The organism is Sphingomonas sp. PWP1-2 (genome assembly GCF_049898305.1).
Classification (GTDB): Bacteria; Pseudomonadota; Alphaproteobacteria; order Sphingomonadales; family Sphingomonadaceae; genus Sphingomonas; species Sphingomonas glacialis.
The window spans coordinates 19,139-31,865 of record NZ_JAFCXM010000012.1; the positions used below are offsets into that span (position 1 = coordinate 19,139).

17 protein-coding genes are annotated in these 12,727 nt (G+C 63.1%); 8 read left to right on the forward strand and 9 right to left on the reverse strand.

The genetic code is table 11. The features are described 5' to 3' along the window. Window positions 1-119: 119 nt before the first annotated feature. Entirely contained in the window at window positions 120-1,001 is an 882-nt protein-coding gene (locus ACP7C5_RS18505; protein ID WP_426265401.1) for an AraC family transcriptional regulator, read from the forward strand. A 246-nt stretch (window positions 1,002-1,247) separates the two neighbouring features. Here ACP7C5_RS18505 and ACP7C5_RS18510 read toward each other — a convergent pair whose 3' ends face one another. After that, complete coding sequence (locus tag ACP7C5_RS18510) at window positions 1,248-1,538, reverse strand: glutathione S-transferase N-terminal domain-containing protein (RefSeq protein WP_426265402.1); 291 nt, start codon at window positions 1,536-1,538, stop codon at window positions 1,248-1,250. 236 nt (window positions 1,539-1,774) lie between these two features. On the opposite strand from ACP7C5_RS18510, the gene ACP7C5_RS18515 reads away from it, so the two are divergent. Together ACP7C5_RS18515 and ACP7C5_RS18520 are read left to right on the forward strand one after the other, a co-directional pair. Further along, on the forward strand, window positions 1,775-2,377 hold the full coding sequence (locus ACP7C5_RS18515) for a recombinase family protein (protein ID WP_426265403.1): 603 nt from the start codon (window positions 1,775-1,777) through the stop codon (window positions 2,375-2,377). 2 nt (window positions 2,378-2,379) lie between these two features. Next, window positions 2,380-2,763: a response regulator gene (locus ACP7C5_RS18520; RefSeq protein ID WP_426265404.1), complete on the forward strand. Its 384-nt coding sequence runs from the start codon at window positions 2,380-2,382 to the stop codon at window positions 2,761-2,763. Between the two features lie 9 nt (window positions 2,764-2,772). Here the strand turns inward: ACP7C5_RS18520 and ACP7C5_RS18525 are convergent, their stop codons facing one another. From ACP7C5_RS18525 to ACP7C5_RS18535, 3 genes are all read right to left on the reverse strand, one after another. Beyond that, window positions 2,773-3,231, reverse strand: coding sequence for a hypothetical protein (locus tag ACP7C5_RS18525; protein ID WP_426265405.1), 459 nt, complete (start codon window positions 3,229-3,231; stop codon window positions 2,773-2,775). Between the two features lie 322 nt (window positions 3,232-3,553). Continuing rightward, window positions 3,554-3,751 carry a hypothetical protein gene (locus ACP7C5_RS18530; protein WP_426265406.1) on the reverse strand — a complete coding sequence of 66 codons (198 nt, stop codon included), beginning with the start codon at window positions 3,749-3,751 and terminating at the stop codon, window positions 3,554-3,556. Between the two features lie 3 nt (window positions 3,752-3,754). Next, entirely contained in the window at window positions 3,755-4,057 is a 303-nt protein-coding gene (locus tag ACP7C5_RS18535; protein ID WP_426265407.1) for a helix-turn-helix domain-containing protein, read from the reverse strand. A 104-nt stretch (window positions 4,058-4,161) separates the two neighbouring features. On the opposite strand from ACP7C5_RS18535, the gene ACP7C5_RS18540 reads away from it, so the two are divergent. From ACP7C5_RS18540 to ACP7C5_RS18555, 4 genes are all read left to right on the forward strand, one after another. Beyond that, the gene (locus tag ACP7C5_RS18540; RefSeq protein ID WP_426265408.1) at window positions 4,162-4,416 is read left to right on the forward strand and encodes a ribbon-helix-helix domain-containing protein; all 255 of its coding nucleotides are present in this window, start codon (window positions 4,162-4,164) and stop codon (window positions 4,414-4,416) included. 3 nt (window positions 4,417-4,419) lie between these two features. Beyond that, on the forward strand, window positions 4,420-4,845 hold the full coding sequence (locus tag ACP7C5_RS18545) for a putative toxin-antitoxin system toxin component, PIN family (protein WP_426265409.1): 426 nt from the start codon (window positions 4,420-4,422) through the stop codon (window positions 4,843-4,845). A gap of 243 nt (window positions 4,846-5,088) precedes the next feature. Continuing rightward, window positions 5,089-5,724: an AAA family ATPase gene (locus ACP7C5_RS18550; protein ID WP_426265410.1), complete on the forward strand. Its 636-nt coding sequence runs from the start codon at window positions 5,089-5,091 to the stop codon at window positions 5,722-5,724. Continuing rightward, window positions 5,724-6,005: a ribbon-helix-helix domain-containing protein gene (locus ACP7C5_RS18555; protein WP_426265411.1), complete on the forward strand. Its 282-nt coding sequence runs from the start codon at window positions 5,724-5,726 to the stop codon at window positions 6,003-6,005. The genes ACP7C5_RS18550 and ACP7C5_RS18555 overlap by 1 nt, the downstream gene beginning before the upstream one ends. Before the next feature lie 58 nt (window positions 6,006-6,063). On the opposite strand, the gene ACP7C5_RS18560 is transcribed toward ACP7C5_RS18555, so the two are convergent. The 5 genes from ACP7C5_RS18560 to ACP7C5_RS18580 all read right to left on the reverse strand — a co-directional run bounded on the left by ACP7C5_RS18560 (window position 6,064) and on the right by ACP7C5_RS18580 (window position 10,151). Then, window positions 6,064-6,942, reverse strand: a complete 879-nt coding sequence (locus tag ACP7C5_RS18560; RefSeq protein ID WP_426265412.1) for a replication initiation protein — start codon at window positions 6,940-6,942, stop codon at window positions 6,064-6,066. A gap of 733 nt (window positions 6,943-7,675) precedes the next feature. Next, entirely contained in the window at window positions 7,676-9,292 is a 1,617-nt protein-coding gene (locus ACP7C5_RS18565) for a type IV secretory system conjugative DNA transfer family protein (protein WP_426265413.1), read from the reverse strand. Between the two features lies 1 nt (window position 9,293). Further along, window positions 9,294-9,584, reverse strand: a complete 291-nt coding sequence (locus ACP7C5_RS18570; protein WP_426265414.1) for a hypothetical protein — start codon at window positions 9,582-9,584, stop codon at window positions 9,294-9,296. Then, on the reverse strand, window positions 9,584-9,808 hold the full coding sequence (locus ACP7C5_RS18575; protein WP_426265415.1) for a conjugal transfer protein TraD: 225 nt from the start codon (window positions 9,806-9,808) through the stop codon (window positions 9,584-9,586). Before ACP7C5_RS18575 ends, ACP7C5_RS18570 begins: the two co-directional genes overlap by 1 nt. A gap of 13 nt (window positions 9,809-9,821) precedes the next feature. Next, on the reverse strand, window positions 9,822-10,151 hold the full coding sequence (locus ACP7C5_RS18580) for a conjugal transfer protein TraD (RefSeq protein WP_426265416.1): 330 nt from the start codon (window positions 10,149-10,151) through the stop codon (window positions 9,822-9,824). A gap of 175 nt (window positions 10,152-10,326) precedes the next feature. On the opposite strand from ACP7C5_RS18580, the gene traA reads away from it, so the two are divergent. After that, window positions 10,327-12,727 (forward strand): Ti-type conjugative transfer relaxase TraA (gene traA, locus ACP7C5_RS18585; protein WP_426265417.1); only part of this gene is annotated, 2,401 nt, incomplete at its 3' end.

Below are 12,727 nucleotides of genomic sequence, written 5' to 3' on the forward strand. Positions count from 1 at the left end.
TGCGGTATCGCGTGCCTGCATGCTGGCGATGGCCTCATGACCATGCCAAACCGCAAGATCGGTCGAGCGCGTCATATCTAGGAGCGCCTAGCTGGTGTCGCCACGGAGGACGCAGGACAATGAGGGCGGCGCTTCAAAACTACCATGCCCGGATGCAGCGGGCGCTGGATCACATAGACCGGCATCTGGAGCACGATCTGGATTTGGAAGCGGTGAGCGCTGTCGCAGCGTTTTCGAAATACCATTTCCACCGGCAGTTCACGTCGACCTTCGGGTTGTCCGTGCATCGCTATGTCCAGCTCGCCCGCATGAAGCGTGCTTCGTACCGGCTGGCCTACAGGGATGCCCAAAGCGTCACGGATATAGCGATGGATGCTGGTTACGACGCACCGGATGCCTTCGCCCGCGCCTTTCGGCAACGGTTCGGACAATCGCCTTCGTCGTTTCGGAAATCTCCCGACTGGGAGCCGTGGCTTGCGGCCTTCGGGCCTCTCGACAACGCAAGGAGCAAGCTCATGCAGACGACTTTTACCCCAGACGACGTGACTATCCGCGATGTATCCCCGACGCCGGTGGCGATCATGGAGCATCGGGGCGACCCGGCGACCATCGGTGCCACCATCCAGCGGTTCATTGCCTGGCGGAAGGCCACCGGCCTGGCCCCGAAGACAAGCCCCACCTTCAACGTCTTCCATTCTGATCCGCGCACCACGCCTCCGGCCGAATATCGATTGGACCTGTGTGTCGGCACCAACCGGCTCATCGAGCCAAATGGCGAGCGGATCGAGTCTGGTATGATCCCCGGCGGGCGCTGCGCGGTGCTACGTGTCGTCGGGAACACCGACAACCTGGAACCCGCCGCCATGTATCTTTATCGCGATTGGCTTCCGGCCAGCGGCGAGGAAGCGAGGGACTTCCCCCTCTATTGCCAACGCCTCGCCTTCTTCCCGGAAGTGCCCGAGCATGAGGCCATTGCGGAGCTGTTCCTACCGTTAAAATAGTGAACTCGAACGCCGGCTTGTCCCTTCCGATCGCCAGAAGCGGGCAAGCCATCGTCCAGCACTTTTCTCCGTTCATGAGCTATCGGATCATTATTGTGCGTCCGTCGCACCTATTGTGATTTGCGTCTCAGCAAGCGTGCGCCCCCCGCGTTGATCCGTCTCACGTAATATGAGCCGAAAACCACCCTCTATTGCAGTTCCGGGCGATCATCATTGCGAGCCGCTACAGTTAGGGTGCCCAGTGTGTCAGCGGACGGCAAGGCCCCGTTCTACCTTACTAAAATTAGATGATAAGCAAGTTTGATGAAGCAGGATAGCGCCACTCTCGAAGATCGATATGTCCCCGTCGGTCAGCCAAGGCACCTGACCGAAGGGCTGATGCGCAAAATGCTGCGCGCCGCGATCCCGAAAGGGCACGCTTTCGACGTGATAGGGCAAGCCCGCCTCTTCGAGCGCCCAACGCACCCGCAAGTCACGCACATAGCCACGAGGCATTTCGGGAACCCAATCAAAGGTGGTGAGGATCAGTTCGGACATTTGGCGGCTCCGTTCAGACGGGATTTTATAAGACTGCTTTTAGGATGCCTCACGGTAAATGCGAATGTCCGCAACTGGGCGAGCTGACACATGGTCTCCCGAAAACGACCGTTCGCCGGAGAGCCGCGCCGATCGTGACCGAGGCTGCCAAAACAGCCCATTCAGATTCCGAGAACCGTCCCTTGTTTCCTTCTCCGAAATCGAGCTAGGTAGCGTCGAGTTTTCGGAGAAAGCCTTTGCTTGTCGGCTATGCGCGCGTGTCCACCAGGGACCAGTCCCCTGCCCTACAGCTCAATGCGCTTCGCGAAGCCGGTTGCGAGAAGGTGTTCACTGAAAAGGCATCGGGGGCGCAGCGCGATCGGCCGGAGTTGCGGGCGGCGCTTGATTATCTCCGCGCCGGCGACACGCTGGCGGTGTGGAAACTCGATCGGCTCGCGCGCTCCGTCCGGCAGCTCGTGGAAACGGCCGAAGATCTCGCCAAGCGCGAGATCGGCCTTAGGGTGCTCACCCAGGCTATCGATACCACCAGCCCCGGCGGGCGGCTCGTGTTCCACGTCTTCGCGGCCGTCGCCGAGTTCGAGCGCGAGTTAATGCTGGAGCGCACCCATGCCGGGCTTGCCCAGGCCAAGGCGATGGGGCGGCGCGGCGGTCGCAAGCCGGCAATGGGGCCGGCCGAGATCAAGCGCGCCAAGGCGATGCTCGCAGACCCCACTATCACCGTCGAGGAGGTGGCCCAGCAGATCGGTGTGCAACCTTCTACCCTCTATCGACATATCCCAGGCGGGCGTAGCTCGCTCGATCAGGCTCCGGCCCAATCATATCTCGCGGAACAGATTTAATGATGACCAATTCTACAACTCTATTGATCGTCGAAGACGAGATTCTCATTCAGCAGACGGTGGAGGATGCTCTTACGGATGCGGGCTTTACAATCGTTATCGCCAGCAATGGCATCGACGCTATGACCGAGCTTGGCGATGACGCCACCCGCTTTCGTGGCATCATTACGGATATCAGGATTGGCGACGGCCCGAATGGCTGGGACGTTGCCCAGCGCGCCCGGGAACTCGTCCACGATATGCCGATCGTCTATATGAGCGGCGATAGCGGCCACGAATGGACGTCAAAGGGCGTTCCCAACAGCGTTATGATTGGCAAGCCGTTCGCAACCGCTCAGGTCGTCACGGCCGTCGCCACCCTTCTCAACGAGGCCGATAGTCACTGAACGACAAGTTCAGTGATAGCCAAACAGGTCGCCGATCGCGCGCAGCCGGAAGGCATTGAGCCACCGGCGCCGGCGATGTTCGGCCGCGTCGTGGACCATGTGGCAACGCTGGCAGAGCGCGGCGAGGTTGCGTGGCCGGTTGTCGCCGGGATTGTGGTTCAGGTGCGCGCTGGCGAGGACCACGCGCGTGGCGCGCAGATGGGCGGGTGGGTCGATGCCGGCGAACCCGGGTTGCGCCCGCGAGAGATCATCGGGCGATGGCAGACGGCGAAGCCCCTTGCCCTGCCCGTCGCGCCAGCTAGCGGCATCCTCGTCCCACCAGACGCCATCACCCAGATGCAGCACGTCGCGACCGTGCGGGCGACGGCAATGCTCGCAGCGTCCCTTGGCGCGCCGAAACCGAATGAGGTTCGATAGCTCGCGCCAGTCGATCGGATAGAGCCAGCGATGTTCGCGCGCGATCGGCATGACGATTCTATGAGTCAGCCAAGGGTAGAACGAAAGAGGAAACTTCGCGCGCCGGCCAGGATGTTCGATCGTCGGCTACGATCCTCGCTGGGCGTCGGCGACGAACTGGAACCCATGCTTCTGGACCACGCCCAACAGTCGGCGTGCAGGGCCACTGGGGCGCGCCGTGCCGGCCTCCCATCGCTCGACCGTGCGGAGGCTGATGTTCAGCCCCCACGCGAACGTCGCGCGCGTGGCGTGGCTGCTCTCGCGGAGCTGCCTGATCGCCACAGGACTGAACACGGGCGGCGGCGTAGGTTGGTCGGGAACGGTCATGCCGGACTCAGGCGACCAAGGGCGGATCGTCGCCAACCGCTTGGTCGCGTTCGGCCGAGGTCGCCGCGTCGCACAACTCGCCATCCTTCATAGCGGCCGAGTCGATCGACTCGATCGTCATCTCGGCCTGGCGCGCATCGCTGCGCGCGCGGCGCTCGGCACTCCAATCTTTCGTGAGATCGGAAAACGGGCGATGCCCGGTCATTCATCAATTTCCCAAGCCCAGCTTGTTCTTGGCGGCTTTTAAGGGCCACTCGTCCGGTAGCCCTGCGACGGCCGCGATGTTGACCAGCACATCTAGCGGGAACGTGTCGATCTTGCGGCGCAACAGATCGCCCAGTCGCGAGCGCGAGATGCCGAGCCGCGCCGCGGCGGCGTCCGATGGCAGGCTCCAGGTTCGCAAATGCGCGGCGAGCGCCAACATGAGGTCGGAGCGTGCTGTTAGATCGGCGGCTTCAGCCGGGCTGTCGCTGATCGCATCCCAGACGTTCCCGAACGTCTCGATCTTCATAATAGTCCTTCAGCTTCGGAAGCCCAATTCGTATAGCCCGGTCGGAATAGCGTATAAGCGCCTATCATGCTATCATGCTATGTCGATTGTGCTTTGGAGGTTTTATGACGGCTCTCACCCGCTGGACGGTTTCCGTGTCGAAGGACACCGACATTTCGGTGCGCAGCTTCCTCGCGCAGCGCGGCATGAAAAAGGGCGACCTGTCGAAATTCATTGAGGAAGCCGTCAAGTGGCGAGTGCTTGATGAAACCATCGAAGAGGTGCGCTCCAAGTTTGACGACCTACCCGCAGATGAACTTGAAACCCTGATCGACGAGGCTGTTACGGCGGCACGTCGCGACCGCGTTGCGGCTGGCTGACCCGTGCGGCTTGTCCTTGATACGAATATCCTCGTCAGTGCCTTGCTTTCCAGAACATCACTACCGGCTCATTTGGTGGTGTTATGGCGCGAGCGCCGATTCAAATTGGTGACGGCGGCTGACCAGTTTGACGAACTGATCCGGGTGACGCGCTATCCGAAGATTCGTGAGCGCATCACACCGGCATTGGCCGGGCGGCTTATTAACGAGATGCGCGATTTCGCCATCATTGTTTCCAACCTGCCGACAATAACCGCCTGTGCCGATCCCGATGACAATTATCTGCTGGCGATGGCGTCGGTTGGCGCGGCCGATTTCCTAATTACCGGCGATAAAGCCGACCTGTTGAGCATGGGTAGCTACGAGGGAATCAAAATCGCGACCGTGCGCGATTTCCTTACGTCCAGCGATCGGCTGCCAAAGGCATGACTGTGAGAGCCAACTTGACCCCCTGCCCTCGCGCATGGGCGCGCCCTGACGGGCCACGCTCTATCTACGCTGCGCTCCGACCAAGCCGCCGTATCGGCGTCTCGGCGCTGGCGCGTGACGATCGCTCGCGCGAATAGGACGCCGGCATCCCCGGCGGCAAGTCGGGTGCTGCCAACTGCACCCCTTCCCTTCTATGTCGCATACCCGTATACAAATATACGCCTATACAAGTAGGAGTGTAGCATGAAAGTTCTCGCTATCCTGTCGCAGAAGGGCGGCGTCGGAAAAACGACGCTGGCAACATGCCTTGCCGTGGCGGCCGAGCAAGCAGGCAAGGCAGCCGCGATCATCGACCTGGACCCGCAGGCGACGGCTTCGTTCTGGAAAGACGTGCGCCAGCTCGACACGCCTGCCGTCGCTTCGATCCAGCCGGTGCGGCTCGCGGCGATGCTTAAAGCCTGTGCCGACGCCGGCACGGACCTTGTGGTGATTGATGGCGCGGCCGTCGCGCGTGATGTTGCCTATGAGGCGGCGCGGCACGCCGACTTCATCCTCGTGCCGACGAAAACGGCGGTGTTCGACACGATGAGCATGACGCACACGCTCGACGTGGTGCGGCAGCTCGATCGCGCCTTCGCCGTCGTGCTGACATTCGTTCCGCCCCAAGGACAGGAGACCGGCGATGCGATGAAAGCGGTCGAGGAGTTGGGCGCGGCGGTCTGTCCGGTGACGATCGGCAACCGCAAGGCGTTCTTCCGCGCGCAGGCCGTAGGCCAGGCAGTGCAGGAGTTTGAGCCGAACGGCCCGGCCGCAGCGGAAATCAATCGCCTATACGAGTATACGGCTATACGCCTATACGATAAGGTGGAGGTGGCATAATGGCGAAAGGTAACTCGCTTCAGGCGATGCTCGACCGCGCCAAGGTCGGCGATGATTCGCTAGCAACGCCTGACCCGATCGCAGCGTTACCCCGTGGCAAACCCGCACAGGCTGGGCGGCAGGGGACTAAGTTGATCGGCGGACATTTTGCCCCCGAGGTCAGCACGCAGCTCCGCATCCTTGCGGCCGAGGAGGGAGCGACGGTGCAGAGCCTGCTAGGCGAGGCGCTGGACGACCTGTTCGTGAAGAAGGGCAGAGGCCGCGTCGCGCGCGGCGTATAGGAGTATACAAATATACTGCGATACTAGAATTGCCAAAAGTGAGTTTTGGGGTAGCGGCTCACCTTTGCGTAGCGTGCGTGCTGAAATCCACCAGCACGGGCAATTCGGGAATCCCACCACGCAGCTTGGCGCGCCGCACAATGCTGTGCTGGTCGATCAGGTTCTGCGCGTCGCGCTTGCCGCTGGACGTTTTCGGGAACCAGTGGAGCGCCACCCGTTCGACTTTGCGCCCGTTTTTGATCGGGGTAAAATCGACGTAGAAGGGGCAGAGCTTGTTGATTTCCTCGACGGCGACCTTGAGGCAGTATTTATTCAGGTCGGCGAAGCGTTCGAGCTTGCCATTCGGCACGTTGAGCAGACCGCGCAACTCCTCAATCGTGAACTCCTCTTTCTGTTTGTATTCCAAGCCGATGCGGCGCTCAATCATCTCATAGAGGCAGAGAGCGTACTTCGACTCGAAGCAATACATCACCTGCGTTTTGATCCGAGCATAGACCTGACTGTTCCGCAAAATCTCGATCAGTTCTTCCGGAATGCGGTAATGAAGGAAACCGTCCTTTTCGAGACTTTCGTCGCTGGGGCCGAGGAGCTGAACACGGCGCTTGTAGCTCTTGCCGTCCTTGCGGATCGTGACGATCGCGATGGTGCCCATGAGACGCAGCAGCGAGCTTTCCACGCGCTCGTTGCCCTGGTGCGTCCCTTTCAGTCCCGACTTAGCAATGCGGTGGATGATCGGCTCACCAATACGCTCCCAGGCATTGGCGATCAGCAGGTTATAGATACGGCGATCAGCGAGGGTGAGGGGGCTTAGCTCGACAATATCGACCAACTCGCCGGGCTTGACGATTTCCCCGTAATTAGCGGGATCAAAAGGGTTCCCACGCCCCTTTTGCGCCAGTGTGCGGAACGACATATCGACCACGGCAGGTCGGGGCATAGGCTTGACCAATGGTGAGCAAGAGGGGCTTACCGACTCACCTTAACCGCGAAAAGTGAGCTAGGCAAATGCTCCAACTCCCCGGTGGAGTTGCAAGGCCGACACCCCAAAACTCACCGTCATTCCCATTCTGTCGATCGGCTACCCCAAAGCTCACCGGACTCGGCCCGAACACTCACCTTTACCAGCCCCAAAGCTCACCGAAGCCTACCCCGAAACTCACGCGACTCGACCCGAACGCTCACCGGTAGGAGGGTTTTTCCGCAGAAATGGGCGGTTTTCGGACCCCTGAATCTTGAATCAGAAGAATTATAGAATCTGAACCACGAAAGGTGAGCTTTGGGGTAGGCGTACCTGTGGATAACTAGCGTCAGAATACAAATGGAATCGGCCTATGGCCTATATGCTTTTGTTTCGTGCCGCCTTCGGCGTCACAAGGGCGGCGCAAGCGCCGCTGGCTTAGCGAGGAAAAAGTCGGCGAGGTGGCAGTCCGATCGTGCCCCAGCACCACCCAGGAGCGCGGTGAGGGCAGAGAAGCGGCCTTCGACATGTCCGTGGCTACCGATCATCGCGAACGTCGCCAGAGGGGCTTAAATCGGTTATGATATTCCGCTTCATCGTTGCTCAATCGATGCACCAGGCCGTCGCGGCTATGAACCGTGGCGGACCCACCACAAGACGGTGAGGCGCTGCCCCAAAACTCACCTTTCGCCATTCATGCTTTCGGTGACAATCACGCGGGATCAAACCTCCCGGCGAACTCGCGATCGGCATAGTAAAGCAGCTTGGCGGCGACGATCGGGCGCTGTCCGGCGAGGAACAGGAGCTGGCGATCGGGACGCAGTGTGCGGACTTCGTCGGGAGTGAGGAGCGCGCGGCCGACATGCTGCTGCCCGTAGGAAAGGCCGCTTTCTTCCGCGTCGATCGCGCGGCTCATGGTCTCGAACACGACGGTTTCCTGCCCGGCCAGATCGGAGACGAGTTTGGCGCTGTCCTGATCGTTGACCCCGAATACCTGGAGGACGCCCGCGTTCGACAGGAAGGTGCCGGCGCGTTGCCCGTAGAGCGCGCGGAGCTGGTGAACGTCCTGCAGGATCGGCCAGAGCTGGACGCCATAGCCCGCCATCAGCCCCATCGCACGTTCGACCGGTTCGAGACGGCCGAGCGCTGCGAACTCGTCGAGCAGGAACAGCACCGGCCACGGCGGGCGACTGGCGGCGCGGGCCAGTTCGGTGAGGGCCTGGGCGACCATCAGGCGCAGCCAGCGGGCATAGCTGGCGAGGCGGTCGAGCGGCAACACGAGGAACACCGTTGCGGGGGTGTCCTTCAACCCGGCGAACGTGAAGTCCGATGCCCCCAGCACCGTCGTCATGCGCGGGGAATCGAGGAAGTGGGTATGGCGTTGCGCGGCCGACAGCAAGCCGGCGGCTTCGCGATCGGATTTGCCGAGCTGACGGTTGGCGGCACGCGCGATCAGGCCACCTTGCGCCTGCATCGCCGCGAGCTGCGCCGCCAGATCAGCAGGGGCGAGGGTCAGCCGGTCGCGCAGCGTGTCCAGGGTGCGGGTGGCGGGCGGCTCGGTGGTGACGACGTGGAGCAGGATGCCGGCGATTAGTGCCTTGGCTTCCTCGTTCCAATGTGCGTCGCCGGCTTCGCCGGGAGCATCGTGAACCAGCGCGTCGGCGAGCGTCATGCAGTCGTCGGCGAGATCGAGGCCATGCGGGTCGATGCGATCGAGCGGATTGAACGCGGCCGAGGGGAGGCCGGTGACGCCGAACGGATCGAGGACATGGACTGCGCCAAACTTGCCGCGCTGGCGCGCGGCGATGCGGGCGTTCTCGCCTTTTGGGTCGATGCAGACGACCGCAAACGCATATTCGAGCAGGTTGGGGATAATCGTGCCGACGCCCTTGCCGGTGCGGGTGGGCGCGATCGTCAGCAGATGGGCGGGACCGGCATAGCGCATCGGCTTGCCAGTCTTCACGTCGCGGCCGATCAGCAGGCCGTGATCGTCATTGAGCGCCTTGGCTTCCCCGGCGCTGGCGAAGCGGGCCGAGCCGTGCGTGTCGGCGCGATCGTCATAGTCGAACCGGCGGAGCAGCGGCAGAACGAACATCCAGCCTGTCACCAGCACCACGGCACCGCCGATCCCGATAAAGCCGAGCTGGGCGACCACGCCGTTCTTATCCAGCTCGAAAAACCAGATCGACAGCATCAGCAGGCCGAACAGCCCCATGCCGATGATGTGGCGGGCGAACCGGAAGGGGGCGAGCAGGACGCCAAGCAGCGCCCACATGGGATTGGCGCGGGCGGTGCGGGCAAGATTCCGGGTGGCGCGCGCAAGACCCATGCTAGCGGCTTCCCGCTGCCATCATGGGCGTGATCGGCAAGGAGCGATCGGCGTCGGGATGATCGAGCAGCCGCAGGAGGATTTGCGATACGAGGGGAGGGGACACGGCCTCGTCCAGCATCATCTCCCAGAACGCATCCTCGTTCGGCGTCGGGATCATGTTTTCGATGACGTGATTGTGGCGCGAGTCTTCGTAAGCCATGCGCCACTCGGTAACGTCGGCGGGCGTGCCGCGCACGAAATCCATTGCGCGGACTTGCACCCGGATTGCCTCGACATCGAAATCCGCCATCAGCTCGCCTCCATCGTTTCCGCGTCCGCATCAAACGCGCGTTTGCCGCGCCGCTTCCAGAGCGCCATCACGTCGCCGGCATCGTCACCTTGCGCGCGTCCGGCGAGATCGAGCAGCGCACCATAGAGCGTGGCGCGATCGTCGTCGGTCAGATCGACCAGACCGGCTTTCTGGACGAGACCGCCCAGCTCGATCAGGTGGCGCGTTCGTTCGCGGCGTTGCACGACCCAGGCCCTGCTATCCGTTCGCCGTTCCGCCGCTTCCGCTCGCAGCGTCGCCGCCCGGTTCAGCCGCAGCGCCCGATCCGTCGATTGGAGCAGCGCCGCCACCTTTTTTCCCGCGTCGCTGAAAGAAGGCAGCGCCCTTCACACGCCATGCCTCCTTCGCGCCGGCATCCTTCGATTCGATCGCATCGAGCAGCACACCGGCGAGCGTCTCGGCATCGAGCGCATCGGCACCCGTTGCAGCGACGAGCTGGCCAAGCTGTTCGACCCGTTTCGCCTTGAGCGAGCGAGCCTTGTCGTTCAGCGCCTTTAGTTCGGCATCGTAATCGCGAACCTTCCGCATCGCTCTGTACCCTTCCGCGTATCGACCAGCGTCACCTTAGCGCACCCAGAACAAGGGTAAAGCCGGAACGACCGAGAAGCGCCAGCAAGTCAGGAACGAGAAGCGGAGCGTGTTGTGAGTGCGCGCTTATACATCGTTGCCGACGTTCGCTAAGAAGTGCAATAAGCGGGGCGTCATGGCGATCTACCACTTCTCCGCCAAAGTTGTGAGCCGCGCGAACGGATCGAGCGCCGTCGCGAGCGCCGCCTATCGATCGGCGGCGGAGCTGCACGACGGCCGGCTCGGGCGCGATCACGACTTCTCGAACAAGGCGGGCGTGATCCACTCCGAGGTGATGTTGCCGGAGGGCGCACCGGAGCGTTTAAACGACCGCTCGACCTTGTGGAACGAGGTGGAGGCGGGAGAGAAACGCAAGGACGCGCAGCTTGCCCGCGAGGTGGAGTTCTCGATGCCGCGCGAGATGAACGAGAAGCAGGGCGTCCAGCTCGCGCGGGACTTCGTGAAGCAACAGTTTGTCGATCGCGGGATGGTCGCGGACCTGAACGTGCATTGGGACAAGGCCAAGGACGGCACTCCCAAGCCGCACGCGCATGTCATGCTGGCAATGCGCGACGTAGGCCCGGAGGGGTTCGGCAAGAAGAACCGGGACTGGAACTCGACCGAGCTGTTGAAGGATTGGCGCGAGGCGTGGAGCGCACACGTCAACGAGCGCATGGCCGGGCTTGGGATAGAGGGGCGGATCGATCACCGCTCGTATGCCGACCAGGGCGTCGAGCTGGAGCCGCAGCACAAGATCGGACCCGCAGCATCGCGGCGACCGGAGCAGGGACTTGAGGCCGAGCGGATCGAGGATCACACGCGCATCGCCCGCGAGAACGGCGACAGGATCATTGCCAACCCCGGCGTGGCGCTGGACGCGATCACGCGGCAGCAAGCCACGTTCACCACCCGCGACCTTGCGACGTTCGCGTTCCGGCACAGCGACGGCAAGGAGCAGTTCGACCAGGTGATGGGGGCGGTGCGTGGCAGCCCCGAGCTGGTCGCATTGGGGAAGGACGGCCGCGACCAGGAGCGGTTCACGTCCCGCGATATGATCGCAGTGGAGAACCGGCTTGAGCGTGCCGGCGACGAGCTGGCGGCCCGGGGGGGGCATGGTGTGGCCGATCGGCAGCGTGACGCTGCTACGGCCAAGGCGGAGGAACGGGGCCTTGTCCTTTCGGGCGAGCAGCGTGACGCCTTCGATCATGTGACCGGCGACGCAGGGCTGGCGTCGGTCGTCGGCTACGCGGGCAGTGGCAAATCGGCGATGCTTGGCGTCGCGCGCGAGGCATGGGAGGGGCAGGGCTTCACGGTGCGCGGCGCGGCGTTGTCGGGCATCGCAGCCGAGAATCTTGAGGGCGGGTCTGGCATCCAGTCCCGCACCATCGCCAGTCTTGAACACGCATGGGGGCAGGGGCGCGAGCAGCTAGGCCCCAAGGACGTGCTGGTGGTGGACGAGGCGGGCATGATCGGCTCGCGCCAGATGGAGCGCGTGTTGAGCCAGGCGCGCGATGCCGGGGCCAAGGTCGTGATGGTCGGCGATCCCGAGCAGTTGCAGGCGATCGAGGCGGGCGCGGCGTTTCGCAGCGTCGCCGAGCGCCACGGCGCGGCGGAAATTACCGAAATCAGGCGGCAGCGTGAGGACTGGCAGCGCGACGCGACCCGCGCGCTGGCGACGGGGCGGACCGGCGAGGCGATCCATGCCTATGACCAGGGCGGCATGGTCCACGCGGCCGACACGCGCGAACAGGCGCGGGGCGAGCTGGTCGATGGCTGGGATCGCGCGCGTCAGGCCGATCCGGACAAGAGCCGCATCATTCTTACCCACACCAATGCCGAAGTGCAGAGCCTCAATGGCGAGGCGCGGGACCGATTGCGCGCATCCGGCGACCTGGGTGACAACGTGACGGTGAAAGCCGAGCGCGGCGAGCGGCAGTTCGCGACCGGCGACCGCATCATGTTCCTCCGCAACGAACGCGGCATGAGCGTCAAGAACGGCACGCTCGCCACGATTGAGCGGGTATCGCCCGAGGGGATGGCGGTACGCCTCGATGACGGGCGCGGCGTCGCGTTCGACACGAAGGATTACGCCCATGTCGATCATGGCTATGCGGCGACCATCCATAAATCGCAGGGTGTGACGGTCGATCGGGCACACGTCCTCGCCACCCCCGGCATGGACCGGCACAGCGCCTATGTCGGCATGTCGCGGCATCGGGACGCGGTGCAGTTCCATTACGGTCGCGACGACTTCGCCGATCAGCGCCAGCTTGTCCGCGCCTTGTCGCGCGACCGGGGCAAGGACATGGCTGGCGATTACGCCAAGCCGGAGCAGGACCAGGCCCGCGCGTTCGCCGATCGGCGCGAGATCCGGTTCCCGGAACGCGCGCGTGAAATGGTGGCGAAGGTCCGCGACAAGGCGCGGGGCATGTTCGACGGGTTCCGGCCGAAGCCGGCGACCGGGAAGGTGACGTTGCCCGAGCGCGTTGCGCCCGATCGGCCGCTGGCGCCCTCGCAGGCCCGTGCGATCGAACGCT

Excerpts from the sequence above, each read along its gene's own strand:
- ACP7C5_RS18505 (WP_426265401.1), top strand. The coding sequence starts at position 120 with ATGAGGGCGGCGCTTCAAAACTACCATGCCCGGATGCAGCGGGCGCTG.
- ACP7C5_RS18510 (WP_426265402.1), bottom strand. The coding sequence starts at position 1,538 with ATGTCCGAACTGATCCTCACCACCTTTGATTGGGTTCCCGAAATGCCT.
- ACP7C5_RS18520 (WP_426265404.1), top strand. The coding sequence starts at position 2,380 with ATGACCAATTCTACAACTCTATTGATCGTCGAAGACGAGATTCTCATT.
- ACP7C5_RS18525 (WP_426265405.1), bottom strand. The coding sequence starts at position 3,231 with ATGCCGATCGCGCGCGAACATCGCTGGCTCTATCCGATCGACTGGCGC.
- ACP7C5_RS18530 (WP_426265406.1), bottom strand. The coding sequence starts at position 3,751 with ATGACCGGGCATCGCCCGTTTTCCGATCTCACGAAAGATTGGAGTGCC.
- ACP7C5_RS18535 (WP_426265407.1), bottom strand. The coding sequence starts at position 4,057 with ATGAAGATCGAGACGTTCGGGAACGTCTGGGATGCGATCAGCGACAGC.
- ACP7C5_RS18540 (WP_426265408.1), top strand. The coding sequence starts at position 4,162 with ATGACGGCTCTCACCCGCTGGACGGTTTCCGTGTCGAAGGACACCGAC.
- ACP7C5_RS18550 (WP_426265410.1), top strand. The coding sequence starts at position 5,089 with ATGAAAGTTCTCGCTATCCTGTCGCAGAAGGGCGGCGTCGGAAAAACG.
- ACP7C5_RS18555 (WP_426265411.1), top strand. The coding sequence starts at position 5,724 with ATGGCGAAAGGTAACTCGCTTCAGGCGATGCTCGACCGCGCCAAGGTC.
- ACP7C5_RS18560 (WP_426265412.1), bottom strand. The coding sequence starts at position 6,942 with ATGCCCCGACCTGCCGTGGTCGATATGTCGTTCCGCACACTGGCGCAA.
- ACP7C5_RS18565 (WP_426265413.1), bottom strand. The coding sequence starts at position 9,292 with ATGGGTCTTGCGCGCGCCACCCGGAATCTTGCCCGCACCGCCCGCGCC.
- ACP7C5_RS18570 (WP_426265414.1), bottom strand. The coding sequence starts at position 9,584 with ATGGCGGATTTCGATGTCGAGGCAATCCGGGTGCAAGTCCGCGCAATG.
- ACP7C5_RS18580 (WP_426265416.1), bottom strand. The coding sequence starts at position 10,151 with ATGCGGAAGGTTCGCGATTACGATGCCGAACTAAAGGCGCTGAACGAC.